Genomic DNA, 23,902 nt, shown 5'->3' on the forward strand with positions numbered 1-23,902 from the left:
CTCAGACCTCCCACGTGACGTGCAGGCTCGTCGGGCCGCGGAAGCCCCAGCCCCAGAACTCCACGCCTTCACGTGTGTCGCGTTCGAGGTTGGGGATGGCCTCGAACAGCTCCTCCAGCGCGATCCGCATGACGTGGTTGGCGTAGTAGATCCCGGCGCAGGCGTGGTTGCCCGCGCCGAAGGCCAGGTGCGGCAGCGGCGGCCGGTGCAGGTCGTAGGTGGACGGTGCCTCGTACTGCCCGGTGTCGTGGTTGGCCGAACCGTAGGACAGCATCACCGGCGTGCCCGCGGGCAGATCGACGCCCGCGATCGTCACCGGCTTCGTCGAGATGCGCGCGGTGGCCGACCAGATCGGCGAGGTCCAGCGCATGCCTTCGGAAATCGCCCTCGGGATCAGCGCGGGGTCGTCGACGACCTGTTCCAGCTGCTCCGGCCGCGAGAACAGGCCGACGAGCGTGGAGGCCATGCCGTGCCCCGGCTCCTGCATCGCGCCGAGCAGGTACACATAGATCGTCGGGTAGATGTACTCGCGGTCGCGGGTCTTGCCGGGCGGCATCCCGTCGTGCAGCCAGTGCGAGATCGCGCTGTCGTCCGGTTCGGCGGTCCACTTGTCGATGAGCGGGTCGACGATGGCCCGGATCTCGGCCTTCGCCTCGTCGCCCCCGGCGAAGCCCTCCGGATTGGCGAACTCGCCGTTCTCGTCGACGGCGGCGTTGGTGAACGAGCGGTTCAGCTTCGCGAACCACTCCCTGAGCCTGTCGGATTCGACGTCGTGCAACCCGAGGAGGTCGCCCAGCGAGCGCACGCTGACCGGTTCGCAGTACTGCGCGACCAGTTCCGCGTGACCGTCGTTCTCGAACTGTTCCAGGTAGCGGCGGGCGATCGGGCGCACCAGGTCGTCGACCCAGCGGTCCACCTCGACCGGCTGCAGCGCGGGCTCCACCATGGACCGCAGGTCGGCGTGGATCTCGCCGTTGACGCCGATGATCGCGGGATGGCCGAACGTCCGCCCGCCCGCGGGGGTGATGATGCCCTCGAAGTCGGGGCTGGTCGCGATCTCGCGGCAGACCTCGGCGGTCGAGGCGACGTAGGAACCGAGCACCGGAACGTAGGCCAGCGGCGCCTCGGCGCGCAGGCGCTCGTAGGTCCGGTACGGATTGCGTTCCAGCTCGGTCATGGTCACGTCGTCCAGCCAGGACAGCTCGGGCCGTTCGGTCGTGGTCATCTGGTCTCGTCCTCCCACGTCGTTGTCCGGGATGGACGGCAACGTACGGCGGGCCCGCGACCTGCGGCGACACGTTTCGCGCGGCGACGGCACGGATCGCGCGAAGAGTTCGCGAACCGGGTCTGGAGTATCGTTTCCGCCATGCGCGCACGGCGTAGTGCCGCACCACGGGACTGGGACGAGGCGTCCCGTGAGGTGGCGGAAGCGTACTTCCCGCACGAGCTGCGGCCCCTCGGCGGCGGCCGTGACCCCCGGCTGACCCTGCGCACGCTCGACCTCGGGCCGGTGCTGGTCGGGCACGTCGGGTGGGGCGCGGACGTGCGCATCGCGTGCGACTATCCCGGCGCCTACGAGATCAACCTGCCGCTGACCGGGCATCTGGAGAGCCGCGGCAGGCACGGCCCGGTCACCTCGGTGCCGGGCCAGGCCACCGTGTTCCGCGCGAACACCCCGTCGCTGATCAGCCACTGGGACGCGACCTGCACGGTGCTCGGGGTGAAGTTCGACAGCGGCTGGCTCGAACGCGAAGCGGAACGCGTGCTCGGCTGCGATGTCCGAAGCGGACTGCCGGATCAGCTCGCGCTGGAGGCGGGCCGCGCCCGCGCGTGGCGCCAGCTCATCGGCGGCCTCGCCACGAACCTGCACGATCCCGGGCTGTTCGGCGACTGCGACATCGTGCGTGAGCAACTGGCCGGCGCGGTCGCCGCGGGCTTCCTGCTGGCTGGTTGCCCCGACGCCGGTGCCGGGCCCGCGCCCGCACCCCGGGCGATCCGGCGGGTGGTCGAGCAGTTGCACGACGATCCGGCCCGCCCGTGGACCGCGGGCGAGATGGCGGCCGTGGCGGGCACCAGCGTGCGGCGGCTGCAGGAGGGTTTCCGGCAGTGGCTGGACCGCAGCCCGACGGGGTACCTGACCGAGATCCGGTTGCGGCGCGCCGACACCGATCTGCGGGCCAACCCCGCCCTGACGGTCAGCGACGTCGCCGCCTCCTGGGGCTTCTCCAGCGCCAGCCGGTTCGCCGCCGCCTACCGCCGCCGCTACGGCATCGCACCGTCCGAGGCGCGGCGCTGACGCTATTCGGTCAGCACGGTCTTGGTCGCTTCACCCACGACGTGATCGTGGATCGCGGCCGGGGCGTCATCGAGCTTCGCGTGGTGGGTGGTGACCGTCTCCGGGTGGAGTTCTCCTTGCCGCATAAGGCCGAGCACGTGCGGAATGACCGCGCGGGCGTGTGTTCTGCCCAGGTGGTAGCTGATGTTGCGGCCGTACATGAGCGCCGTGGGGATCCTGGCCGTGCGCCGCAGCACGCCGGGTGTGGTGCAGACGCCGTCCGGTGCGGTGTGGTGCAGCGCCGTGGCGAGTCCGCGTGAGGTGCAGGTGCCGTCGATGACGAACGGAGCGGGCGGCAGGCCCCGCACCGTGGCGTGCGGGTGAAAACCCAGCTCTCCGGCGTGCCGTTGCAGGTGTGGCCGCCGGTCGGCGAAGTGAATCTTTTGTGCGCCAAGGGCTTTGGCCACGAGCCCGGCGTAGAGCGGAACGCTGGAACTGAGCGGGAGGCGATGGCCGAGTTCGCCGAGGATGAGCACCGGCATGCCCGGATCGCGCTCGAGCAGCGCGGGCAGGTGAGCCGCGACGTTGCGGTAGCCGTCGCTGACGTTGTCCGCCACCGACGCCGCCGCGGCCGGGTCCACCCCGCCGGGCAGCGGCACGAGCATCGCGTCCGCGTAGGGGACGGCGAGCAGGTCGGCGAGGGCGCCGCCCCAGTGACCGCCGGCGAGTCCGAAGCCGTACATGGAGATCGGCGGCACGCCGGTGCAGTTCGCGGTGAGCCCGGCCCGGCACGCCCGGCAGTCGCCGCAGTTGATCTGGAACGGGACGACGACGCGGTCGCCGGGACGGACGGTACGCACGTCGTCGCCGGTCTCGATCACCTCGGCGACGCATTCGTGGCCGAAGCACATCGGCAGCGGGAACGGCGTCCGGCCAAGGCCCATGGCGCGGTCGAGATCGCAGGTCGCGACGGCGATCGGGTGCACGATCGCGGCGCCGGGCCCTGGCGGTGGCGGGGCCGGAACGTCGTGCCAGGCGAAGCGGGCTCCGGGCCGGGCGACGAGGGCGCGCATGCGTTTCCGGGTGGGACGGCGGCGTTGCTCCAGCCGGTCGGCGGCCTCCGCACGCAGGCGCCGCGCACGCTGCCCGGCGTCGCGTTCGAGGCTGATGCGCAACGCGGGGATCGCCGCGTTGCAGGCCAGCACCCCGGCGAGATGCCGCACGGTGCCACGGGCCCGGTGATACGCGCCGGCGGGATATGCCGCGATGACGGCCGGATCGGCGCTCGCGGTGTCGGTCATGCCGTCCACCTCCCCTAGGTAGAACGCTCTAGCGGACCGTAGCATGGGGACACCATCGCGGGCGAGAGGAGAACCGTGGCACCCACGAGGGAACGGATTCTGGACGCGACGGCGGAGCTGTTCCGCCGTTACGGCTACACCGGCACCGGGCTGAAGCAGGTGGTCGCGGCCGCGAACGCGCCGTTCGGCTCGCTGTATCACCACTTTCCCGGCGGCAAACAGCAACTCGGCGCCGAGGTGGTGCACCGGGCCGGGCACATGTACCAGAAGCTCGTCGAGTCGGTGTTCGACAGCGGCGCGGACGCGGTCGAGGGCACCGCGAACGTGTTCAGCGGAGCGGCCGAGGTGCTGAAGGCGACGGACTACGCGGACGCGTGCCCGATCGCGACGGTCGCGCTCGAAGTGGCCAGCACCGACGACACCCTGCGGCAGGCCACCGCCGAGGTCTTCGAAAGCTGGATCCAAGGCGCCACAACACGTTTCGCCGACGCCGGAGTCCCCGAGGCGCGTGCACGCGAGCTCGCGATCCTGCTCGTCGCCGCGCTCGAAGGGGCCTTCGTGCTCGACCGGGCCATGCGCGGCACCGAGGCGCTGCGCGTCGCCGGAGCCGCGGCGGCCACGGCGGTCGAAGCGGCACTCGCCGGCTGATCACCCGTTGCTGGCGGCCAGCCAGGAGGCGATCTGCGTGCGCGAGCTGAAGTCGAGCTTGCGCAGGATCCGCTCCACGTGACCGTCCACGGTGCGCGGCGAGATGGTCAGCTCGGCGGCGATCGCCTTGTTGCTCATGCCTTTCGCGATCAACGCGGCGATCTCGTGTTCCCGCCCGGTCAGCGGTGAGTCCGGCGATTCCGGGCGCCGGAGGGGGCGGGTCGCCCGGCTCTGGTGGACGACGAGGTCCAGGCCGAGCCGCACGGCCTCGGCGAGCGTGACCCGCGCGTACTCGGCCCGCACGGCCGCGGCCCGCTCCGGGCCGAGTTCGGCGTCCACGCGCGTGGAGTGCCTGCTGCCCTCGTGCGCGGCGTGCGGTCCGAAGGCCTGTAGCGACGTGCCGATGCGGTGCCACACCGAGGCGGCCATTCCTTCCAGCGCGGCGGCGTCGGCCGCGTGTCCCGACGACGCCGCGACCCACGAGCAGACCTCCGTGCACAACGCCGTGCACACCCCATCGCGGAAGTCCTGTTCGATCCGCATCGCGGCGGCGATCGCCGTCCGGGCCCGCACGACGTCGCCGAGATGCAGGTGGCTGATCGCCGCCGCCCAGTGCGCGTAGGCGCGATTCCAGCGTTCTCCGACGGCCGAGGCCTCCTCGATCACCGCCGAACACGTGGCCAGGGCCTCCCGCGCACGCCCCGCATACGCTTGCGCCATCGCGAGCTGGAACGACGCGGTCAGCGCGAGCCCCACATCGCCCTGCGAGCGGTGGATTTCGATCGCCTGCCGGTACAGCTCCCGCGCCGCGCTCAGATCGCCCTCGAACAGGTTCAGCAGCGCGCGCCACAGCCGCACGTGGCCCTGCAGACCGGGATCGTCCATCGTGTCCGAGATCCGCGCGCATTCGTCCAGGTACGCCCGCGCGACACCCCGGTCGCCCTGGATGAGCGCGACCCACGCCGCCGACCACAGCGTCTCGGCACGCTCGCGGCTGCCGGACTCCAGTTCGGGAAGCAGCCGTTCGAGCCAGCGGCGGCCGTTGCTCAGAAAGCCCCCGGCGATCCAGTGATACCGCAGCAGCGACGCCAGCCGGGCCCCGGCGGGAGCCTCGCCGGGTGTCTCCGCGGACCACGCGAGCGCCGCGAGCAGGTTCGGATGGTCCTCGCGAAGGGTGGCCAGGTCGCTCGCCTGATGCGGTCCACACCATCTGGTGACACACAGCGCGGCGCGATCGACGTAGTGGTCCCGGTGGCGCCGCCGCAGCAGCGAAACCTCCCCCGATTCGGCCAGCAGTTCGGCGCCGTATTCGCGCAGGGTCACGAACTGGCGGTACCGCACCTGCTCCCCCTGGCGGTCGGCGACGACGACGGATTTGCCGACCAGGCCGTCCAGCGCGTCGACCAGCCGGTCGCCGCTCAGCTCGCCGAAACCACACACCCGCTCCACGGTGTCCAGATCCACCGCGGCCGGAAACACCGCCATCCTGGCCCACAGCAAGCGCTCCTGCGGACCGCACAGATCGTGGCTCCAGTCGATGAGCGCGCGCAGCGAGCGCTGCCGTGGATCGGCCGCCGGATCGCGCCCGGCCAGCAGGTGGAACCGCCGGTCGAGCCGCCGCACCACCTGTGACACCGACATCGACCGCAGCCGCACGGCGGCCAGCTCGATCGCCAGCGGCAGCCCGTCGAGCCTGCGGCACAGCGCCACGACCGCCTCACGGTTCTCCGGGATGACCGTGAAATCCGGCAGGACGCTGCGCGCGCGGTCGACGAGCAGCCGGACCGCGGGCACGTGATCGAGCGCGCCGGCCCCGGCGGCGGCGTCGGAGTCCGGCACCTCCAGCGGCGCGAGCAGGTGCACCTGTTCGCCGCGAATGCCCAGCGGTTCGCGGCTCGTGGCGAGGATCCGCAGCCCTGGTAAGGCGTTGAGCAGCCGGATCACGAACCGCGCGCTCGCGTCGAGGACGTGCTCGCAGTTGTCGAGCACCAGCAGCACTTCGGTGCCCGACAGGTGATCGACGATCCGGTCGATGGCGTCGCGATTGGACTGATCGGGCACGCCCAGCGCCGTGGCCGCGGTGGGCGCGACCTGCGTCTCGTGCGTGACGCTGGCCAGTTCGACCACCCGCACCGCGGGCAGCTTCGCCTTGCCCGCCGCGGTGAGCGCGGTGCGGGTCTTGCCGACGCCGCCGGGCCCGGTCACCGTGACGAGCCGGTGTGCCCGCAGTTCCTCGTCCAGCTGGGCCAGTGTGTGGCGCCGGCCCACGAAACTGGTCAGCGCGAAATCGGCAGGCCCGTGCGCACCGTCGCCGGTGACGTCGCCCATGACGCCTCCTGATCTCACTGGTCATCTCGACCGTAGGCCACGCGGGTATCCCGTGGAGCGCGATGGGGTGGCGAATGGGGTGATCTCACCCTGTCCGGCGTCCGGCGGCCCGGCGCAGCCTGTAGCGGCGATCACACCCGAACCACCAAGGAGGCTGGATTCCCGTGGTGTCCCCTGCTCCCAAGACCTACGACGCCATCGTCGTCGGCGCCGGTTTCGCCGGGCTGTACGCGGTGCACGTCCTTCGCGACAAGCGGAACCTCGACGTCGTCGCGTTCGACGCGGCAGGCGACGTCGGTGGCACGTGGTACTGGAACCGCTATCCCGGTGCCCGCGTGGACATCGAGAGCGTGCACTACTCCTACTCCTTCGACGAGGACCTGCAGCAGGAATGGCACTGGAGCGAGCGGTTCCCCGCGCAGGCGGAGATCCTGTCCTACCTCGACCACGTGGCCGACCGGTTCGACCTGCGCCGCAGCATCCGCTTCAACACCCGCATCACCGCGCTGACCTGGGACGACGAGGAGTCGCTCTGGACCGCGACGACCGGTGCGGGCCAGACCTGCCGGGCGCGGTTCGTGGTGTCGGCGGCGGGCACGCTCTCGGTGCCCAAACGGCCCGACTTCCCCGGCGTGGAGGACTTCGCGGGCGAGGTGCTGCTGACCGGCAACTGGCCGCACCACGAGGTGTCCTTCGCGGGTACGCGGGTCGGGATCATCGGCGTCGGCTCGTCCGGAATCCAGGCCATCAGCGAGATCGCGAAGACCGCGGGAGAGCTGACCGTGCTGCAGCGTACCCCGAACTACGCCACGCCGATCGGCAACTACCCCACCGATCCCGAGGAAGAACGCGCCGAGAAGGCCGACTACGCCGCGATCCGCGAAGCCTCCCGCAACCACTTCCTCGGCGTCCCGTACTCGGAGGTGCGGCCCTCCGCCGTGGCCGCCACGCCCGAGCAGCGGCGTCAGGTGTTCGACGACCGCTGGAACCGCGGCGGCTTCCGGCTGTTCATCGACTCCTTCGGCGACATCCTGTTCGACAAGGCCGCCAACGACACCATCGCGCAGTACATCCGGGAGCGGATCCACGAGCGCGTGCACGACAAGGCGACCGCGGACCTGCTCGCGCCCGAGGGCTATCCCTACGGCACCAAGCGCCCGCCGCTGGAGACCGACTACTACGAGTCCTACAACCGCCCCAACGTTTCGCTGGTGGACGTCAAGTCGAACCCGATCGACGCCGTGACACCCGCCGGGGTGCGGCTGGCCGACGGCACCGAGCACCACTTCGACGTGCTGATTCTCGCGACCGGTTTCGATGCGTGCACCGGCCCGTTGCTGGCCATGAACATCACCGGCCGCGGCGGGTTGCGGCTGGCCGACCACTGGTCCGACGGCCCGCAGACCTACCTCGGGTTGATGGCGGCCGGTTTCCCGAACCTGTTCATGATCACCGGTCCGCAGAGCCCCTCGGTGCTCTACAACATGCCGCTGGCGATCGAGGACCACGTCGACTTCTCCGTCGCCGCGATGGACCACCTGCGCGCGACCGGCCGCGACGTCATCGAACCCACGCCGCAGGCCGAAAAGGACTGGGTCGCGCACACCAACGAGCTCGCTCAGGCGACCCTGCTGCCCGATTCGCCCACGTCCTGGTACATGGGCGACAACATTCCCGGCAAACCGCGGCGCGTGCTGGTCTACCTCGGCGGCGCACCCGCCTACCGCGCCAAATGCGACGAGATCGTGGCCGCGGGCTACGAAGGTTTCGCGTTGTCCCCGGCCGAGCGCGCACTGGCGCGGGCCTGAGAAAGGAGCATCCTCATGCCACTCGACCCGGATGTCGCCGCGTTGATCGACGGGCTGGCCCGGCAGGGATTCCAGTCGTTCGAGAAGATCGGCGTCGAAGCCACCCGCCAGGCCGTGGATTCCTTCGCCGGCCTGCAGAAACCCAAACGCGGTTTCTCCCACGTCACCGACGTGTCCTACGGCCCGGATCCCGGGCAGCGCACCCGGATCTACGTCCCGCCGGGCCCCGGCCCGTTCCCCGTCGTCTTCTACGTCCACGGTGGCGGGTTCGTCGCGGGCGGGCTGGACGTCGTGGACGAACCGGTGCGGGCACTCGCGCTGGACGCCGGCGCCGTCGTCGTTTCGGTCACCTACCGCCGCGCGCCGGAATCGCGGTTCCCCGCCGCGCACGACGACGTGTTCGCCGCCCTGCGCTGGACCGCCAAGGAGATCTCCGCCCACGACGGGGATCCGGAGCGGATCGCGGTCATGGGCGACAGTGCCGGCGGCAACCTCGCGGCCGCGGCGGTGATCCGCGCCAGGGACGAGGGCGAACCGCCGGTGCGCGGGCTCGTGCTGTTGTACCCGCTCGTGAACCCGGTCGCGGACACCGGTTCGCGGCGCGAATTCGCCGAGGGCTACCTCATTCACCTCGAGGCGCTGAAATGGTTCGGCGGGCAGTACGTCACCGGCCCCGAAGACGTGACCGACCCGCGGCTGGCGCTGGACCGCAACGACCTGTCCGGGCTGCCGCCGACGCTCGTGGTGACCACCGAGTTCGACACGCTGCGCGACGAGGGCGAGGCCTTCGCGGAGGCGTTGCGGGCGGCCGGCGTGCCGGTGACCGCGACCCGCGTCGACGGGCTGACCCATGCCCTGTACTGGGCCTCCGGCGCGGTCCCGCGCAGCGCGGAGATCCACGAGGCCGCGGTTTCCCATCTACGCACGGTGTTCTGAGGTCTCGCCGGGCTGGTCCGGGATGGCAGGGTCGCCGAACTGGACGGCGTGGTGTCCTGGTACTGCGTCATTCACGCCCCGGCGACGCGAATTCCCCGGTACTTCGCGGAGTTCCACCGGGTACTCGCGCCGGGCGGTCACCTGGTGCTCGCCTTCATGAGCTCCGCCGCCGTTTCGCGACCGCGGCGGAGCGCAACCGCTGCGCCAGCACGTCACATCGTTCGGCCAGCTCCGGCGGATCGAGCACTTCGAAATCGTGTCCCAGCAACACCACGTGCATGAGCACGAAGTCGAGCGTGCCCGCGCCGCTGACCAGTTCGCAGCTCCCGCGGCCGTGCGGCCGGACGAGCGCCGCCGAGGCGGGGACCTGCGCGCGCACCGTCTCGGCGTCGGCGTGCACCAGGAAACGGGCCTGATGCGGATAGGCCCGGCTCGCGACGCCTTCCTGCACGTAACTCGCCGCGTCCGGGGCCTCGCGGCGGCGAAAGTGCCAGGTCCGCGCGGACACCCCGGTCATCCGGTCGACGCGGAAGCTGCGCCAGTCGTCGCGGTCGAGGTCGTAGGCGAGCAGGTACCAGCGCCGATCGGAGGCGACGAGGCGGTAGGGCTCGACCCGCCGCCGTCGCACCTCGCCGCGCGAGGGATAGTCGAAACCGGCCTCGACCTCGTCGCGGCAGGCGCGGGCGAGTGTCATGAGCACGTCGGAATCGACCGGGGTGCGGCCGCCGCCGAAGGACTCCACGGCTCCGGAGAGCGCACGCACCTCATGCCGCAACCGGACCGGCAGCACCTGGTCCAATTTGGTCAGTGCGCGCAGCACGGCGTCCCCGGCGCCCGCGATCGCACCGCCCGCACCGGCGAGCAGCGATACCGCCGTGGCGATCGCTTCCTCGTCGTCGAGCAGCAGCGGCGGCAGGTCCTGCCCGGGGCCGAGCTGGTAACCGCCGCCGATGCCCTGGGTCGCGTGCACCGGATAGCCGAGCGTGCGCAGGCGCTCGACGTCACGGCGCACCGTGCGCGGGGTGACGCCCAGCCGGGCGGCGAGTTCGGGGCCGGTCCAGACCGGGCGCTGTTGCAGCAGCCCGAGCAGCGTGAGCACGCGCTCCGTGGTGTCCCGCTCGTCACCGGCCATGTCACCACTCTGCCAGAGATAGCGGACCGATCCTGTCCGCTATCGGTGTGAGGGTGGGTCCATGAGCGATTGGAACCGAAGCCTGCGCGAACAGTGGGAAGTCCACTGGAACCATCAGATCCGCGACCGCCTCGCCGGGATGACCGACGAGGAGTACTTCTGGTCGCCGGTGCCCGATGCCTGGAACGTGCGCCCACGCGGCACCTCGACGGCCCCGATCCAGGCGGGTACCGGCGATTTCACGATCGACTACGGCTTTCCCGAGCCCGAACCGGCGCCGTTCACCACGATCGCGTGGCAGCTCGGGCACGTCATCGTCGGCGTGCTCGCGACGCGCAACGCGGCGCACTTCGGCGCGCCGGAGGCGTCGTACCAGGGCTGGGAGTACGCGGGCGACGCCGCCACGGCGCTCGAGCAGCTGGAGCGGCAGCTCGAGCTGTGGCTCACCGGGGTGCGCGGACTCGGCGAGGAAGGCCTGCTGGTGCCCGCCGGGGAGAAAGAGCCGTTTCCCCAGGCACCGATGGCCGACCTGGTGCTGCACATCCACCGCGAGCTGATCCACCACTTGTCCGAAGTCTGCCTGCTGCGCGACCTTTACCTGCACATGAACGGAAAGACCCGATGAGCCGTCAGATCCAGATCACCTTCGACGCCCACGACCCGCGCGCGCAGTCGGTCTTCTGGCGCGATGCGCTGGGCTACATCCTTCCCGGCCCGCCCGGCGTCGATCTGCCCGAGGGTGCCGACGCGCTGGCGGCGTGGGACGAGTTCCTCGAGCGCATCGGCATCCCGGAGGACGAACGCAACTCACGCTCGGCCGCGGAGGATCCGGACGGTGTGGGGCCGCGGCTGTTCTTCCAGCAGGTCCCCGAGGACAAGGTCGCGAAGAACCGCGTGCACATCGACATCCGCGCCGCGCCAGGCCTGCAGGGCGAGGACCGGATGGCAGCGCTCGAAGCCGAATGCGACCGCCTGATCGCCCTCGGCGCGAAGCGGGTGCGCCGCCACGAGCCCGCTCCCCTGAACCCGGGCTGCATCGTGATGACCGACCCCGAAGGCAACGAGTTCTGCCTCGACTGAGGCGTGTGTGCCGGGCCGAGGGGGCGCGAGTTACGTTGGAGTGCTCGGCTCTGGCGTCCCTTCGGCCCGATCTCAACCAGGCACCACGGTACCATCCCGCAGGCGCTGGGCCAGTTCCGCGGCGTCGCGGCGGGACAATTTGCCGACCCGGTTCTGGGGCAGGGCGTCGACGCGGAAAACGTACTCCGGCCACTTTCCCTTCATCAGGCCCTCCTGGCGCAGGTGGTCCTGAATCTCGCTGAGGCCAAGGCTTTCCGCGGAAGTCACGACCAGCGCGGCGACCCGCTCACCGAGCAGTTCGTCCGGTACCGCCACCACGCACACCTGGTCCACCTGCGGATGGTGCGCCACGGCGTTCTCCACCTCCGCGATGTCGATATTGCGCCCACCGCGGATGATGATGTCCTTCTCCCGCCCCTTGACCGCAACACGACCGTCCGGCCGGACCTCGACGAGGTCGCCCGTCGGCAGGAAACCGTCCGGCGTCAGCTCCGGCCGAGCGAGCGAACCACCCCGGGCGTAACCGGTGAACAGGGACGGCCCGCGCACCTGCGCCCGGCCTATTTCCCCTGCGGGCAAAGGACTTCCGGACTCGTCGACCGCGCGCAGCACGGTCCCGGCGAACGGGGTCCCGTCCGTGCCGAGACGAATGTCCTCCCCATCAGCCGGCAACGACGTCGTGTGGCCGAGGCATTCGGACATCCCGAAGACGCGCAGGAACCGCGTGCCCAGCCGCCGTTCCGCTCGCCCCAGCGCACCGGCGTCCATCGGCCCGCCGCCGACGGTCAGCGCCGTCATCGCGGCCAGCATCCCCTCCTCGGGCGCGGCGGCGCTCATCTGCAGCGCCATCGTCGGCACGCACATCGTCCACCGCGCCTGGTGTTCGGTCAGCAGTCGCACGGCCTCCGCCGGATCCCACTGGTCCAGCAGCACCATTCGCCCGCCGAGCAGCAGCGGGAGATACGCACCGAAGCAGATGGCGGCCGCCGAGGACAACGGCACCATCGCGCCCACCGCGTCGCCCGCCGTCAGCCCGACCGCCTCGATCGTCGCCCGGCACGCGTACCGCAGCGCCCCCTCTGACTGCACCACGCCCTTCGCCCGGCCGGTCGAACCCGAGGTCAGGCCGATCACCACACCGTCGCCCCACCGGCCGGACGGCTGTCCCTCGGCTCCCGCGAACCGCCAGCCGTCAAGGACTCCAGCGGCGATCTCGGGCCGGTAGGACGCGGCGTTCCAGTCCGAAAAGGACGGCGGTGCCGCGATGACCGCGTCCGGCACGATGTCCTCGCACGCGGCCTCGAACTCCTGCCGCGTGCTGTGCCGGTTGATCAGCGCGAGCGTGCCGCCCAGCTGACCGGCCGCGACCATGCCGACCACGGTCCGCCACGTGTTGTCCGCCTGCAGCAGCAGCGTCGCGCCGGGCCCGGTCACGCGCTCGATCCGGCCGGCGAGTTCCTGACCCGCGGCGAGAATCTCGCTCAGCCTGTGCGATCCGTCGTTGTCGAGCACAACGACCGCGTCGTCTCTCGACCGCAGATCGGCGACGAGTTCCTTCATCGAAGCCCCCTCAGCCCAGGAACATCTCGCGCTCGTCGCCGAGCAGGGCGATCCGCTTGCCGCGCATGTTTCCCACGTGGGCGACGGCCCTGGCCCACTCGTCGCTGGCGAGCGCGGCCCGCGCGGCCTGCTCGCTGTCGAAGCTCAGCACCGACAGCCCGTCCCAGCCCTCGGAGCGCGGTTCCAGCGCGCTCGACACCGCCGTGTGCCGCCACGCCCGCAGCCCCGGCAGCGGATACGTGACCTCGGCGTGCTCGCCGCGCCACCAGTCGATGAACTGCTCATGGGTCCACTCCGGCGGGCGCGCGGCGAGCAGGGCGAGATTGAACATCGGTGTCTCCTTCTCGTTGTTCAGCGGGCTTCGATGTCCAGTTCCGGGGACCGCCCGATCATCAGCGTGGCGACCTTCCCGGCGTCGTTCAGCCGGGCGCACGCGACGAACGTGGACTCGAACTCGCCGGCGCGGCGGGCCTGGCCGAGGACCAGTTCGTCGGGGCCGACGGTCGAGGCGGAGAGCACGTGGTGGGTCAGCACGCCCTTCTCACGCTGCGCGAGATAACCCTCCATCGCCTCGCGCCCGCCGTTGAAGTCGCGGGCGGCGGCGCCACCGGTGCCGAACACGATGGAGAACCGGAAGTCCGGCGCGATCAGGTCGAGGATGCCGTCGGGATGGTCGGAGTCGATCACCTCGAACCACTTGGTCAGCAACGGGGCGCTCACGCGGCCTCCCCCTCGGGCAGCGGGAACAGGTTGAACGCCGGGGAGAAGAACGACTGGTAGCGTGCGATCTTCTTGTCCGGGGACAGCAGCACGACCGAGGTGAACGAGCCGGTGCCCCTGCCGTCCTGCTCGGTGATGAAGCCGTACACCATTTCCAGGTCACCGTCGCTGCCGCGGCGCACCACGTTGTGCCTGCGGCCCACCGCGGGCCGCCCGGCGACGTAGGCCCGCATGTCATCACGGCCGCGGCCGGTGACCTCTTTTCCCGGCAGCGCCAATAGAAACTCCACATCGGGCTCCAGGAGATCGAGCCCGCTCAGCGGTTCCGGACCGTCGAGCCGTGCGTAGTAGTCCTCGATGACCATCTGCACTTCCTTTCTGGCTTACACCTACTCGCGAGGTTTGTCGCCGGTCGCCATCAGCACGCACGAGTTCTCGACGAACGCGGCGATGGTCTCCAGCGTGAGCGGGCCGTCCGGCCGGTACCAGCGCCAGACGCTGACGATGAGCCCGAGCAGACTGCGCGCCATCAGCAGCGGATCCTGCTTGGCGAACTCACCACCGGCCATTCCCTGTTCGAGCAGTTCCGACCAGTTCCGTTCGATTTTGGCCACCAGTTCCCGGCACAGCCCGCGCTCGTTCTCCTCGCGTTTCGAGGAGCGCTCGTTGGCCAGGATGGAGATGTTGGCCTGCAGGATCCGGTTCTGCTGCACTTCCAGCGGCGTCAGCGCATACGCTGCGCGCACGGCGGCACGAAGGGCGGCGAGCGAACTGTCCGTATCCTCCACGGCCTTGCGAAACGCCTCGTCCGAATTGCGCAGGGCCAGGCGCATGATCGTCAGCAGGCAGTGCGCCTTCGATTCGAAATAGTGGTAAAGCGCCGTCTGGCCGATCCCGACCCGATCGGCGACCTCCGACCATTTGATCGCCTCGTACCCGACCTCGCCGAAGCGCTCCATCGCCGCAGCGAGAATGGCGGGCCGCTTCGAGCGCGGGCCGTCGGCCGCCTCGGTCACTGCTTCGATGCTCATTTCGGGATCCCTCCTCCGGACGCTTTTCGGGCAACCGTAGCCTGAGATCACTTCAGGGTCGCAGCGATGTCGTCAGCGCCGGCGAGCGCGAACACGACGGCGGGGGCGAGTCCGCCCGCGTAGGCGCCCACGTACAGTCCGCCGATGTCGGATCCCGCCGCGTACAGCCCCGGCACGACCTTGGCAGTCGCCGACAGGACACGTCCGCGCGGATCGATCCGCACGCCCGCGAACGGGAACGTGATCGCCGGGACGGTCTCCACGACGTAGTACGGCAGTTCGTCCAGCGGCCGGGGATCGAACTCGCGAGCGGGACCGGCTGCCTCGCCTCGCGCCAGCCGCGCGACCTGCTCCGCGATCCGCGCCCCGTCGTAGCCCCATTCCGGTGGCATCGCGGCGAAGTCCTCCGCGTCGTCGGCGATCACGCAGCGGCCGCCGCGGCGCCAGGCGAGGGCGAACTTGTCGGTCGCGGGGGCGCCTTCGACGTAGGCACCGGTGACGAACTCGCGGTAGCCACGCGCATCGGTGACCAGCAGCCCGCGTGCTTCCGGCTGGTCGAGCAGCGCCATCGCGTTGAGGTGGTCGCCCACGGTCTCGTCGATGAAGCGCTCTCCTGCCAGGTTGAACAGCAGCGCGTGCTCGCTGTAGTACAACGCAAGATCGACGAACACGTCCGGTTCGAGCGGAACGTGCGCGGGCACCAGGTGACCGTAGAACCCGCCGCGCTCGTTGACCGCCGCTCCCCCGGCGCCTTGCGCCAGCCGGAGCCCGTCGCCACGGCTGAACGGGTTGGAACGCAGCGGGATCTCCCGCGCGCTGTCGTGCACCAGCTCGGCCCGCAGCCCGGCGTCGGCCTGGAAACCACCGGTGGCGAGCAGCGTCGCCCTGGCGGTCACGGTGCGGCTCTCCCCACCGGGGAGCGTCAGTTCCGCGCCGGTCACCACGCCCGCATCGACCACGAGCTTCTCGGTCGTCGTGGACATGAGAACAGTGCCGCCCTCCTGCACGATCTTCCGGCACGTGTCGACGTAAAGCGCGGTGTCGAACTGGTGCCCGCGACCGAAACGGAGGATCGGAACGGCGGGCCCGCACGGAACTTCCAGCCCGCGCAGGAAATCCACGGCGCCGCCGAACCCGTCGACGAGTGCCGCATTGAGCGCCGGATCGCCGTGGGGATTGGCTTCGTCCATCGCCTCGATCGTCGGCGCCGTCCAGAGGTACCCGGCGTACAGCGCCGAGCCGCCGAGGTTCGGCGCGCTGTCCACGAGCAGGACGTCCAGTCCGTGGCGCGCCGCCCGCGCGGCGGCCGTCAGCCCGGCCATACCGCCGCCGACGACGAGCAGGTCGACGTTGTCCTTCACGCGCAGCCTCCGTTGTCAGACCGTCGCCGGTTGGCGAGCGGCGTGCGTCATCAGTGTCTCGGCGTGCCTGCCACGGTCGCCGAACAACACAGCGTCCGTGGCCGCCCGCCGCACGTGCAGATGTGCGGGGTGCTCCCAGGTGAAACCGATCCCGCCGTGCAACTGCACCGTCTCCCCCGCGACCCAGCAATAGGCGTCGCCACAGGCGATTGCGGCCGCGGCCGCCGCCGCGGGCAGGTTCGCGGGTTCGTCGGCGGCGACCGCCGCCGCCCACAGCGACGCCGACCGGGCCGCTTCGACCTGGCCGAGCATGTCTGCGCAGCAATGCTTGACCGCCTGGAACGTCGCGATCGGGCGCCCGAACTGCACCCGCTGCCGGACGTACTCCACCGTCATCTCCAGCGCGGCGGCCGCACCGCCCGCCTGTTCGCACGCCAGCGCGACCCGCGCACGGTCGAGGACCCGCTCGAGCGTCGTTTCGCCCAGCCACACGGCGGGGGTGCCGGCCAGCGTGACGGAAGCCAGCTCACGCGTGAGGTCCATGGCGGGCGTTCGGGTGCGGGTGAGCCCCTCGGCGTCGCCCTCGACGACGAATACGCCGGAATTCCCTGCGACGAAAAGGAAATCCGCCGAAGCACCGTCCACGACAAGCGTCTTGGTCCCGGTCAGCCGCCAGCTCCGGCCGTCCTGCCTGGCGCTGACCTCAGGTCCCTGGTACGCGAGCGTCGCGATGCACCCCGACGCGAGCCGACTCGACAGCCGCGCGCGCAGGTCGTCGGATCCCTTGATGTGCAACAGAACCCCGGCGGCGAGGATCGAGGTCGACAACCACGGCAGCGGGGACAGCGCCCGGCCGATCTCCTCGGCCACCACGCCGACCTCGCGGAAACTCGCCCCCGCGCCGTCCAGCCGTTCGGGGACGTCGAGCGCGGCCACCCCCAGCTCGGCGGCGAAGCGCTGCCAGGTCGCGTCGCCGCCGAGGAAGTCGCGTACGACCTCGCGCAGCGCCTCGGCGTCCTGATCCGGTGTGATTCTCATCGGGCTGTCCACCCCCCGTCCACAGTGATAACCTGACCGGTGACGTAACTCGAAGCCGGAGAAGCGAGAAACAGCAACGCGGTGTCCAGTTCGGACGGTTGTCCCGCCCGGCCCGCCATCGTGTTGCGTTCGATCCACCGGACCGAGCGCTCGTCGGCGAACAGCCGGCCGTTCATCTCGGTCTGGAACCAGCCCGGCACCAGCGCGTTGACCCGTACTCCGTGCCGGCCCCAGTGCCCGGCCAGTTCCCTGGTCAGTCCCAGCAGCCCGGCCTTGCTCGCGGCGTAGCTCGCGGTGCCCAGCGGCGCGGCCGACACGAGTCCCAGTATCGAGCTGATGTTGATCACCGACAGCGGTCCGCCCAGCGCGGCGGCGAGCTGCGCCAGGTGGAATGGGCCGACCAGGTTCGTGCCGAGCACCCCGGCGAACTCCGCCGGCGTCTCCTGCTCCGGCTTCACATGCCCGTCCACACCCGCGTTGTTGACCAGGACGTCGACCGTCCCGGACTCCTCGCGCACGGCGTCGAACAGGGCCTCCCGGTCGGCCGCGTCCGAGACATCGGCGGGGAAGGGCCGCAGCGCCGGACTCCGTTCGGCCAGTGCCGCGAGCCTTTCCCTGCGCCGCGCGGTGATCCACACCGTGGCACCGGCGGCGGCGAGCACTTCGGCGAAGCGCTCGCCGAGTCCGGACGAGGCACCGGTGACCACCGCGGTCCGGCCGGTGAGGTCGAACAGTTCCGCGGGGGAAGGGACCGGTGCACTCATCGTGGATCCGCTCAGCGTCCGGTCCACTTGGGTTCGCGCTTCTCCAGGAACGCCGCGACGCCCTCCGCCGCATCCTGCGAGTTCAGCGTGACGCCCACGGCGAGGTGCTCCAGCACCATCAGCGAAGCGATGTCGGCGTCCAGTCCGCGGTCGACGGCCATCTTCGTGAGCTTCATCTGGAACGGGCTCTTGTCGAGCAGGTGGCTGATGAACTCCTCCACCGTCTCGTCGAGCTTGTCGGCCGGGGCGCTGGCGTTGATCAGGTCGAACTCGTCGGCTTCCTTGCCGGACAACAGCTTTCCGGTCAGCATGAGCTCCTTGGTCTTGCGGATGCCCAGCATGCGCGGCAGGCGGTAGATCGGGCCCGCGCCGCCGAAGAGCGCACGGCGGATGTGGAAGTCGCCGATCTGTGCGGTCTCGTCGGCGATCGCGAAGTCACACGAGATCGAGACCTCGAACCCGCCGGCGGTCACGTAACCCTCGAGCACCGCGACCGAGGGCTTCGACATGTTGTACAGCCGGTCGCAGACCTTCGCCGAGACGACCGCGACGTCCATCGCGGTGCTGGTGCCGATGAAGTCCGACTGCAGGCTGTCCAGGTCGAACCCGGACGAGAAGGTGTTGCCGCGACCACGGACCACGACGACTCGCAGTTCGGGGTCGGCCTCGATCTCGGTGATGAGCTGGTCGAGCCGGTGCAGCATCGGCACCGTGATGCAGTTGCGCTTGTGCGGCCGGTTCAACCAGATCCGCGCGACGTGGCCGTCCCGCTCGAACTGGAGATCGTCCTCGACTGCCATTGATTCCTCCGATTGAACTGAATTCATCTTAGTGTTGCGGTCCTGGATATGCGATGTCAAGAGGACACCCGCGCGATGCCGTTCATCGGCGGCGCGGCGAGTTTGCCGGAATCCCAGCGGTCCCAGTGAATGATCTCGTCGGCCTCGGGCCTGTCGGCGCGGCCGAACTTCTCACCCTTGGTGTAGGCCAGCGGGGTCAGGCAGACCTGCTGCACCGTGTCGAACGGAATGCCGAGCACGTCCGCGACATCGCGTTCCCTGGCCAGATGCATCGTGGTCCAGCACGTGCCGAGCCCGCGCGCACGCGCGGCGAGCATGAAACTCCACATCGCCGGGAGCACTCCCCCGAGCATCGACGCGCTCGCGAAGGCCGGGCTCCCGTCGAGCCGGACTCCGTCGAGGCACGCGATGACGATCGTGCCCACCTCGTGCAGCGCGCGTTCCAGCGCGTCGGCCGAGCGGGCGGTCCTTTGCTGAATGCCCGCGTCCTTCGCCTCGACCCGCCCGATGTAGCCGGCCGATTCGCGGTAGCTGTTGAGGTAGATGTCGGAGTAGATCTCGGCGATCGCGGCGCGCAACTCCGGATCTCGCACCACGACGAACCTCGTGCGCGGGACGTTGGAACCGGCGGGCGCCTGGAGCGCGAGATCCACACACTCCCGGATCAGGTTCTCCGGCACCTCGCGGCTGGGATCCAGTCGCTTCCGGACCGCGCGCGTCGTTGCCAGCATCTCGTCAGCGTCCATAAATTGAACTAAGCTCAGTTTGGTTTGAATGTCAAGGGCAGGGAGGAACGCCATGAAGGGCCTGTCGGGCAAGAAGGTGCTGCTGACCGGGGCGACCGGTGGCCTGGGCACCGCGATCGCGACACGGCTTTGCGAGGAGGGCGCGGCGGTGGCGCTGAGCGACGTCAGCGCGGCGGACTGCGCCACGCTCGCGGCGAAGCTCGACGGGCCCACCGCAGTATTCGGTCTGGACGTCCGCGACGAAGACGGCTGGCGCGAGACCGTCGAGGGGGTGCTGCGCGAATGGGGTGAGCTGCACGTGCTGGTCAACAACGCCGGCATCGGCAGCCTCGCGACGGTCGAGGACGAGACGCGCGAGCAGTGGGAGAAGGTCGTCGCGGTCGACCAGGCGGGCACGTGGCTCGGGATGAAACATGCCGGCCCGGCGATCGAGCGCAGCGGCGGCGGTTCGATCGTGAACCTCGCGTCGATCCTCGGCGCGACCGGCGGCCTGGCGAACAGCTTTTCCTACGCCGCCGCCAAGGGCGCGGTGCGCTCGATGACGATGAACGCCGCGCTGCACTGGGCCACGCGCGGCGTGCGGGTGAACGCGGTGGTGCCCGCCTTCATCGGCACCGAGCAGCTGCTGAGCCGGTACGGCGGCAGCGAACGGCACACCGCGATGCTCGCCAACACGCCGATGGGCAGGCTGGGCAAACCCGAGGAGGTCGCCGCCGCGGTCGCGTTCCTGGCCGGCGACGACTCCGGCTACACGACGGGTTCGGAGCTCTATGTCGACGGAGGCTGGAGCGCGCGCTGACGTGCGCAGGGAAGGAGATCTAATGCGCGCATTTCGCCTGGTAGGGGCCGGTGACGCACGTCTTGGTGACGTTCCGGAACCCTCCCCCGGCCCCGGCCAGGTGCGGCTCGCCGTGTCGGCGGCCGGTGTCTGTCACTCGGATCTGCACGTGATCCACGAAGGTGTCGGCGCCGCCTGGGCAATGCCGTTCACCCTCGGACACGAGATCTGCGGAACCGTCGCCGAGGCCGGTGACGGCGTGAGCGGGCTCGAGCCGGGAACACAGGTCGTGGTGCACGCTCCCCTTGGCTGCGGCGAGTGCGCCCGCTGCCGCGCGGGCGTGACGAACTACTGCGATCGCCGCCGCGAGCTTCCGGCCGCGGGCATCGGGCTCGGGGTCGACGGCGGGATGGCCGAGTCCATTGTGGTCGATGCCGGTGCCGTCGTGCCCGCGCCGGGAATCGACCCCTGCCTCGCGGCGACCCTCACCGATGCCGGGCTGACCTCGTATCACGCGCTGACTTCGGCGCGGGGGCTGGAAAAGGGCGCCTTGATCGTCGTGATCGGCGTCGGCGGGCTCGGGCATCTCGCACTGCAGATGGCGCAGGAGTTGTTCGACGCGCGGGTCGTCGCCGTCGACACCCGGCCCGAAGCGTTGGGGCTCGCGGAGACACTCGGCGCGGACGCGGTGGTGCGGGACGGCCGCGAGGCGGCGGCCGCCGTCCACCGGCTCTCCGGCGGCTGGGGCGCGGACGCCGTGCTGGACTTCGCCGGGGTGCCCGCGACGACGGCGTTCGGGACCGGTTTGCTGCGCACCGCCGGTGAACTCGTCCTCGTCGGCTCCGGCGGTGGTTCGTTCGAGGTGACCAAGGCCGGGACACTGCCCCAGGGGCTGCGGATTTCCGTGCCGTTCTGGGGGTCCCGCACCGAACTGGAGGAGGTCGTCGCACTGGCCGCACGCGGCGCGCTGCGCACGGAGGCGACCGCCGCCCCGCTCGACGAGGCCGCCGAGGCGATGGAACGACTGCACCGCGGCGAGATCGTCGGACGGTGCGTGCTAGTTCCCTGAGGACAGGCAGGCGTCGGCGAACAGCCCAGCGGTGAACGACATGGTGCTCAGCCCCAGGTCGAACACCTCACCGTCGAACGGCAGCGCCTCGCAACAGCGCGCCGGTGCCGCAGCGGTCGAACCGTCCGACGTCCCGGTCAGCGTCCACTAGCACGGTCAAGCCTGGCCAGTCCCCGCCGCACCAGTACCGGGATGTGATCGGCACGGGAGGCCATGCGTTCGTCGCTGGATTCGCCGCGCACGTAGCGGGCGTAGAGCTGTTGCAGGATCACGACCGTCTTGAAACAGCCATAGGCCTCGTACCAGTCGATGTCGCCGACGTCGATACCCGAGCGCGCCGAGTACCGCTCGATCAGCTCGTCGCGTGCGGGCAGGCCGAGTGAGGACAGTCCCAGCGAGGCGAGCGCACCGGCGTCGCCGAACTCCGGATCGGGCCAGTAGTTGAGCAGGGTCCCCAGATCCACGAGGGGATCACCGAGCGTGGCCATGTCCCAGTCGAAGACCGAGACGACCTCGTCGGGGTCGCCGGCCGCGAACTGACAGTTGTCGATCTTGAAGTCGTTGTGCAGCACGGCCGGCGCCCCGGAACGCGGCAGGGCGTCCGCCAGCCGTTCCCCGAGCACCGCCGCGTTCGGATCGCTGTCGTCGGTCGCCGACAGATCCCAGCGTTTGCGCCAGCCGCGCACCTGCCGTTCCAGAAACCCGTCCGGACGGCCGAGATCGCCCAGCCCGCACTCCTGTGGGTCGACGCGGTGCAGGTCCGCGAGCGCGTCGATCACGGCGAGACCGATCCGGCGGCCCGCCTCCGGCAGCCCCTCCATCGAGGACGGAACCGAGTCCCACACGACGACACCGGAGCGGTATTCCACCAACAGGAAATCCGAGCCCGCGACGTCGGGATCGGTGCACAGCATCAGCGCACGCGGCGCACGCGGGTAGGCCTTCCACAGCCGCGACAGCGCCTTGTACTCGCGGCCCATGTCGTGCGCGCCGGGAGCGATCGTGCCGAACGGCGGCCGCCGCAGCACGAGCGCGGTGTCGCCGAAGCGGATCTGGTAGGTCAGGTTCGCGGAGCCGTTGGGAAACTGCAGCACCGAGAACGCGCCGGTCAGCTCCGGCAGCTGTTCGCGCAGATACGCTTCCACCCTCGGCCAATCCAGGTCCTCCCCCGGGCGCACGGGCGCGGTGTCGACCTCGCGGGTGCGCGGCTCAGACACGGAGATCCTCCCCGTCGTCGGCCGCAGCGGCGAGCACGTCGGCGAAGCGTTCGCGGGCCTCGGCGCGGCGGGTCGGCAGGATGTAGGGCGGGAACAGGCCCTCGTCAGGCTGGGTGCCGCGCAGCAGGGCCTGCGCGAGGTTGACCTTGTGCACCTCGGTGGCCCCGTCGGCGAGTCCCATGTGGAACGACTCCATGACCCATTTGCCGAACGGCAGTTCCTTCGAGATGCCAAGGGAACCGTGGATCTGGATGGCGCGGCCGGCGATGTCGGCGAGCACCTTCGGCATCGCCGCCTTCACCGCCGAGATGTCCGCACGGACCTTCTTGTAGTCGTTGTACCGGTCGATGCGCCACGCGGTGCGCAGCACGAGCAGCCGGAACTGTTCGAGCTGGATCCACGAGTCGGCGATCATCTCCTGCACGAGCTGCTTGTCGGCCAGCCGCTGGCCCCTGGTGGTGCGGGAAACCGCGCGGCGCTTCATCATCTCGAACGCCGAGGTGACCAGCCCGACCGTGCGCATGGCGTGGTGGATCCGCCCGCCGCCGAGCCGGGTCTGCGCGACCGCGAACGCCTGCCCCCGCTCGCCGAGCAGGTTCTCGGCCGGGACCCGGACGTCGGTGTAGCGCAGATACTGGTGTGTGCCGACGGGTTCCTCGTGTCCCCACACGCTGACGTCGCGGACGCGCTCGATGCCGGGCGTGTCCGCGGGCACGACGAACATCGACATGCTCTTGTGCGGCGGCGCATCCGGCTCGGTGACCGCCATGACGATGAGGAACTCGGCGAACAACGCGTGGCTGGAGAACCACTTCTCGCCGTTGATCACCCACGTGTCGCCGTCGAGCCTGGCCGTGGTGCGGAACCCGGTCGGATCCGAGCCGCCGTGCGGTTCGGTCATCGAGAAGCACGACACGATGTCGCCCTCGATCAGCGGTTCGAGGTAGGTCTTCTTCAGATGCTCGGTGCCGTAGTGCGCGAGGATCTCCGCGTTGCCCGAATCCGGTGCCTGGCAGCCGAAGACGACGGGACCGGAGTGCGTGCGGCCGAGCTTTTCGTTCAGCAGCGCCAGCCGCAGCTGCCCGTACCCCTTGCCGCCCAGCTCCGGGCCGAGGTGCGCCGCCCACAGGTTGTGCTCGCGCACCTGCTCCTGCAACGGTTTGATCAGCGCGTTGCGCACCGGATCGCGCGGATTCCAGGCGTGTTCGACGACCTGGTCGACGGGTTCGACCTCGGTGCGCACGAACTCCTCGACCCAGTCCAGCTCGCGCTGCACCTCGGGTTCGGTTTCGAAACCCCAGCTCATGGTC

General features: G+C 70.4%; 24 protein-coding genes. 8 read left to right on the forward strand and 16 right to left on the reverse strand.

Features of this window, described 5'->3' with window-relative positions; translation table 11 throughout:
* Nucleotide 1 precedes the first annotated feature (1 nt).
* Complete coding sequence (locus tag HFP15_RS17495) at nt 2-1,225, reverse strand: cytochrome P450 (RefSeq protein WP_168516805.1); 1,224 nt, start codon at nt 1,223-1,225, stop codon at nt 2-4.
* A 141-nt stretch (nt 1,226-1,366) separates the two neighbouring features.
* Here HFP15_RS17495 and HFP15_RS17500 point away from each other — a divergent pair, with 141 nt between their 5' ends.
* On the forward strand, nt 1,367-2,296 hold the full coding sequence (locus HFP15_RS17500; RefSeq protein ID WP_168516807.1) for an AraC family transcriptional regulator: 930 nt from the start codon (nt 1,367-1,369) through the stop codon (nt 2,294-2,296).
* Nucleotides 2,297-2,298: 2 nt separating this feature from the next.
* Here the strand turns inward: HFP15_RS17500 and HFP15_RS17505 are convergent, their stop codons facing one another.
* Complete coding sequence (locus tag HFP15_RS17505) at nt 2,299-3,576, reverse strand: zinc-dependent alcohol dehydrogenase (protein ID WP_168516809.1); 1,278 nt, start codon at nt 3,574-3,576, stop codon at nt 2,299-2,301.
* 75 nt (nt 3,577-3,651) lie between these two features.
* On the opposite strand from HFP15_RS17505, the gene HFP15_RS17510 reads away from it, so the two are divergent.
* Nucleotides 3,652-4,224, forward strand: coding sequence for a TetR/AcrR family transcriptional regulator (locus tag HFP15_RS17510; RefSeq protein WP_168516811.1), 573 nt, complete (start codon nt 3,652-3,654; stop codon nt 4,222-4,224).
* On the opposite strand, the gene HFP15_RS17515 is transcribed toward HFP15_RS17510, so the two are convergent.
* Nucleotides 4,225-6,552: a helix-turn-helix transcriptional regulator gene (locus HFP15_RS17515; RefSeq protein ID WP_210717370.1), complete on the reverse strand. Its 2,328-nt coding sequence runs from the start codon at nt 6,550-6,552 to the stop codon at nt 4,225-4,227. It abuts the gene before it with no gap.
* Between the two features lie 164 nt (nt 6,553-6,716).
* On the opposite strand from HFP15_RS17515, the gene HFP15_RS17520 reads away from it, so the two are divergent.
* Nucleotides 6,717-8,360 (forward strand): flavin-containing monooxygenase, encoded by a 1,644-nt coding sequence (locus tag HFP15_RS17520; protein WP_168516813.1) that lies wholly within the window; start codon nt 6,717-6,719, stop codon nt 8,358-8,360.
* Nucleotides 8,361-8,375: 15 nt separating this feature from the next.
* Complete coding sequence (locus HFP15_RS17525) at nt 8,376-9,296, forward strand: alpha/beta hydrolase (RefSeq protein ID WP_168516815.1); 921 nt, start codon at nt 8,376-8,378, stop codon at nt 9,294-9,296.
* A gap of 154 nt (nt 9,297-9,450) precedes the next feature.
* Here the strand turns inward: HFP15_RS17525 and HFP15_RS17530 are convergent, their stop codons facing one another.
* Complete coding sequence (locus HFP15_RS17530; RefSeq protein WP_168516817.1) at nt 9,451-10,428, reverse strand: helix-turn-helix transcriptional regulator; 978 nt, start codon at nt 10,426-10,428, stop codon at nt 9,451-9,453.
* A gap of 61 nt (nt 10,429-10,489) precedes the next feature.
* On the opposite strand from HFP15_RS17530, the gene HFP15_RS17535 reads away from it, so the two are divergent.
* Entirely contained in the window at nt 10,490-11,053 is a 564-nt protein-coding gene (locus HFP15_RS17535; RefSeq protein ID WP_168516819.1) for a DinB family protein, read from the forward strand.
* A complete protein-coding gene (locus tag HFP15_RS17540; RefSeq protein WP_168516821.1) occupies nt 11,050-11,508 on the forward strand; it encodes a VOC family protein in 459 nt (152 codons plus the stop codon). The genes HFP15_RS17535 and HFP15_RS17540 overlap by 4 nt, the downstream gene beginning before the upstream one ends.
* Nucleotides 11,509-11,580: 72 nt before the next feature.
* Here the strand turns inward: HFP15_RS17540 and HFP15_RS17545 are convergent, their stop codons facing one another.
* From HFP15_RS17545 to HFP15_RS17590, 10 genes are all read right to left on the reverse strand, one after another.
* Nucleotides 11,581-13,068, reverse strand: a complete 1,488-nt coding sequence (locus HFP15_RS17545; protein WP_168516823.1) for a class I adenylate-forming enzyme family protein — start codon at nt 13,066-13,068, stop codon at nt 11,581-11,583.
* Nucleotides 13,069-13,078: 10 nt separating this feature from the next.
* Nucleotides 13,079-13,399: an EthD family reductase gene (locus tag HFP15_RS17550; protein WP_168516825.1), complete on the reverse strand. Its 321-nt coding sequence runs from the start codon at nt 13,397-13,399 to the stop codon at nt 13,079-13,081.
* 20 nt (nt 13,400-13,419) lie between these two features.
* Nucleotides 13,420-13,788 (reverse strand): nuclear transport factor 2 family protein, encoded by a 369-nt coding sequence (locus HFP15_RS17555; RefSeq protein ID WP_168516827.1) that lies wholly within the window; start codon nt 13,786-13,788, stop codon nt 13,420-13,422.
* Nucleotides 13,785-14,153: a nuclear transport factor 2-like protein gene (locus HFP15_RS17560; RefSeq protein ID WP_168516829.1), complete on the reverse strand. Its 369-nt coding sequence runs from the start codon at nt 14,151-14,153 to the stop codon at nt 13,785-13,787. The genes HFP15_RS17555 and HFP15_RS17560 overlap by 4 nt, the downstream gene beginning before the upstream one ends.
* Nucleotides 14,154-14,177: 24 nt before the next feature.
* Nucleotides 14,178-14,804 carry a TetR/AcrR family transcriptional regulator gene (locus HFP15_RS17565; RefSeq protein WP_312871631.1) on the reverse strand — a complete coding sequence of 209 codons (627 nt, stop codon included), beginning with the start codon at nt 14,802-14,804 and terminating at the stop codon, nt 14,178-14,180.
* A 62-nt stretch (nt 14,805-14,866) separates the two neighbouring features.
* The gene (locus HFP15_RS17570) at nt 14,867-16,180 is read right to left on the reverse strand and encodes an FAD-dependent oxidoreductase (protein ID WP_168516833.1); all 1,314 of its coding nucleotides are present in this window, start codon (nt 16,178-16,180) and stop codon (nt 14,867-14,869) included.
* Nucleotides 16,181-16,195: 15 nt separating this feature from the next.
* The gene (locus HFP15_RS17575) at nt 16,196-17,218 is read right to left on the reverse strand and encodes an acyl-CoA dehydrogenase family protein (protein ID WP_168516835.1); all 1,023 of its coding nucleotides are present in this window, start codon (nt 17,216-17,218) and stop codon (nt 16,196-16,198) included.
* Nucleotides 17,215-17,982 (reverse strand): SDR family NAD(P)-dependent oxidoreductase, encoded by a 768-nt coding sequence (locus HFP15_RS17580; protein ID WP_168516837.1) that lies wholly within the window; start codon nt 17,980-17,982, stop codon nt 17,215-17,217. Before HFP15_RS17580 ends, HFP15_RS17575 begins: the two co-directional genes overlap by 4 nt.
* Nucleotides 17,983-17,993: 11 nt before the next feature.
* On the reverse strand, nt 17,994-18,782 hold the full coding sequence (locus HFP15_RS17585) for an enoyl-CoA hydratase/isomerase family protein (protein ID WP_168516839.1): 789 nt from the start codon (nt 18,780-18,782) through the stop codon (nt 17,994-17,996).
* A gap of 56 nt (nt 18,783-18,838) precedes the next feature.
* Complete coding sequence (locus tag HFP15_RS17590; RefSeq protein ID WP_246271791.1) at nt 18,839-19,513, reverse strand: nitroreductase family protein; 675 nt, start codon at nt 19,511-19,513, stop codon at nt 18,839-18,841.
* Between the two features lie 67 nt (nt 19,514-19,580).
* Between HFP15_RS17590 and HFP15_RS17595 the strand changes: the two genes are divergently transcribed.
* Together HFP15_RS17595 and HFP15_RS17600 are read left to right on the forward strand one after the other, a co-directional pair.
* Entirely contained in the window at nt 19,581-20,327 is a 747-nt protein-coding gene (locus HFP15_RS17595; protein WP_168516843.1) for an SDR family NAD(P)-dependent oxidoreductase, read from the forward strand.
* Between the two features lie 22 nt (nt 20,328-20,349).
* Nucleotides 20,350-21,375, forward strand: a complete 1,026-nt coding sequence (locus HFP15_RS17600; protein WP_168516845.1) for an alcohol dehydrogenase catalytic domain-containing protein — start codon at nt 20,350-20,352, stop codon at nt 21,373-21,375.
* Nucleotides 21,376-21,512: 137 nt separating this feature from the next.
* On the opposite strand, the gene HFP15_RS17605 is transcribed toward HFP15_RS17600, so the two are convergent.
* Together HFP15_RS17605 and HFP15_RS17610 are read right to left on the reverse strand one after the other, a co-directional pair.
* On the reverse strand, nt 21,513-22,592 hold the full coding sequence (locus HFP15_RS17605; RefSeq protein WP_168516847.1) for a phosphotransferase family protein: 1,080 nt from the start codon (nt 22,590-22,592) through the stop codon (nt 21,513-21,515).
* Entirely contained in the window at nt 22,585-23,898 is a 1,314-nt protein-coding gene (locus tag HFP15_RS17610; protein ID WP_168516849.1) for an acyl-CoA dehydrogenase family protein, read from the reverse strand. Before HFP15_RS17610 ends, HFP15_RS17605 begins: the two co-directional genes overlap by 8 nt.
* Nucleotides 23,899-23,902: the final 4 nt, after the last annotated feature.

It is taken from the genome of Amycolatopsis acididurans (genome assembly GCF_012328925.1).
GTDB lineage: Bacteria > Actinomycetota > Actinomycetes > Mycobacteriales > Pseudonocardiaceae > Amycolatopsis_E > Amycolatopsis_E acididurans.

What these genes read in the sequence shown, in the direction of transcription:
- HFP15_RS17610 (WP_168516849.1), bottom strand. Translation starts at nt 23,898, where the DNA reads ATGAGCTGGGGTTTCGAAACCGAACCCGAGGTGCAGCGCGAGCTGGAC.
- HFP15_RS17550 (WP_168516825.1), bottom strand. Translation starts at nt 13,399, where the DNA reads ATGTTCAATCTCGCCCTGCTCGCCGCGCGCCCGCCGGAGTGGACCCAT.
- HFP15_RS17525 (WP_168516815.1), top strand. Translation starts at nt 8,376, where the DNA reads ATGCCACTCGACCCGGATGTCGCCGCGTTGATCGACGGGCTGGCCCGG.
- HFP15_RS17505 (WP_168516809.1), bottom strand. Translation starts at nt 3,576, where the DNA reads ATGACCGACACCGCGAGCGCCGATCCGGCCGTCATCGCGGCATATCCC.
- HFP15_RS17595 (WP_168516843.1), top strand. Translation starts at nt 19,581, where the DNA reads ATGAAGGGCCTGTCGGGCAAGAAGGTGCTGCTGACCGGGGCGACCGGT.
- HFP15_RS17590 (WP_246271791.1), bottom strand. Translation starts at nt 19,513, where the DNA reads ATGCTGGCAACGACGCGCGCGGTCCGGAAGCGACTGGATCCCAGCCGC.
- HFP15_RS17535 (WP_168516819.1), top strand. Translation starts at nt 10,490, where the DNA reads ATGAGCGATTGGAACCGAAGCCTGCGCGAACAGTGGGAAGTCCACTGG.
- HFP15_RS17530 (WP_168516817.1), bottom strand. Translation starts at nt 10,428, where the DNA reads ATGGCCGGTGACGAGCGGGACACCACGGAGCGCGTGCTCACGCTGCTC.
- HFP15_RS17495 (WP_168516805.1), bottom strand. Translation starts at nt 1,225, where the DNA reads ATGACCACGACCGAACGGCCCGAGCTGTCCTGGCTGGACGACGTGACC.
- HFP15_RS17585 (WP_168516839.1), bottom strand. Translation starts at nt 18,782, where the DNA reads ATGGCAGTCGAGGACGATCTCCAGTTCGAGCGGGACGGCCACGTCGCG.
- HFP15_RS17600 (WP_168516845.1), top strand. Translation starts at nt 20,350, where the DNA reads ATGCGCGCATTTCGCCTGGTAGGGGCCGGTGACGCACGTCTTGGTGAC.
- HFP15_RS17515 (WP_210717370.1), bottom strand. Translation starts at nt 6,552, where the DNA reads ATGGGCGACGTCACCGGCGACGGTGCGCACGGGCCTGCCGATTTCGCG.
- HFP15_RS17580 (WP_168516837.1), bottom strand. Translation starts at nt 17,982, where the DNA reads ATGAGTGCACCGGTCCCTTCCCCCGCGGAACTGTTCGACCTCACCGGC.
- HFP15_RS17540 (WP_168516821.1), top strand. Translation starts at nt 11,050, where the DNA reads ATGAGCCGTCAGATCCAGATCACCTTCGACGCCCACGACCCGCGCGCG.
- HFP15_RS17545 (WP_168516823.1), bottom strand. Translation starts at nt 13,068, where the DNA reads ATGAAGGAACTCGTCGCCGATCTGCGGTCGAGAGACGACGCGGTCGTT.
- HFP15_RS17575 (WP_168516835.1), bottom strand. Translation starts at nt 17,218, where the DNA reads ATGAGAATCACACCGGATCAGGACGCCGAGGCGCTGCGCGAGGTCGTA.
- HFP15_RS17560 (WP_168516829.1), bottom strand. Translation starts at nt 14,153, where the DNA reads ATGGTCATCGAGGACTACTACGCACGGCTCGACGGTCCGGAACCGCTG.
- HFP15_RS17500 (WP_168516807.1), top strand. Translation starts at nt 1,367, where the DNA reads ATGCGCGCACGGCGTAGTGCCGCACCACGGGACTGGGACGAGGCGTCC.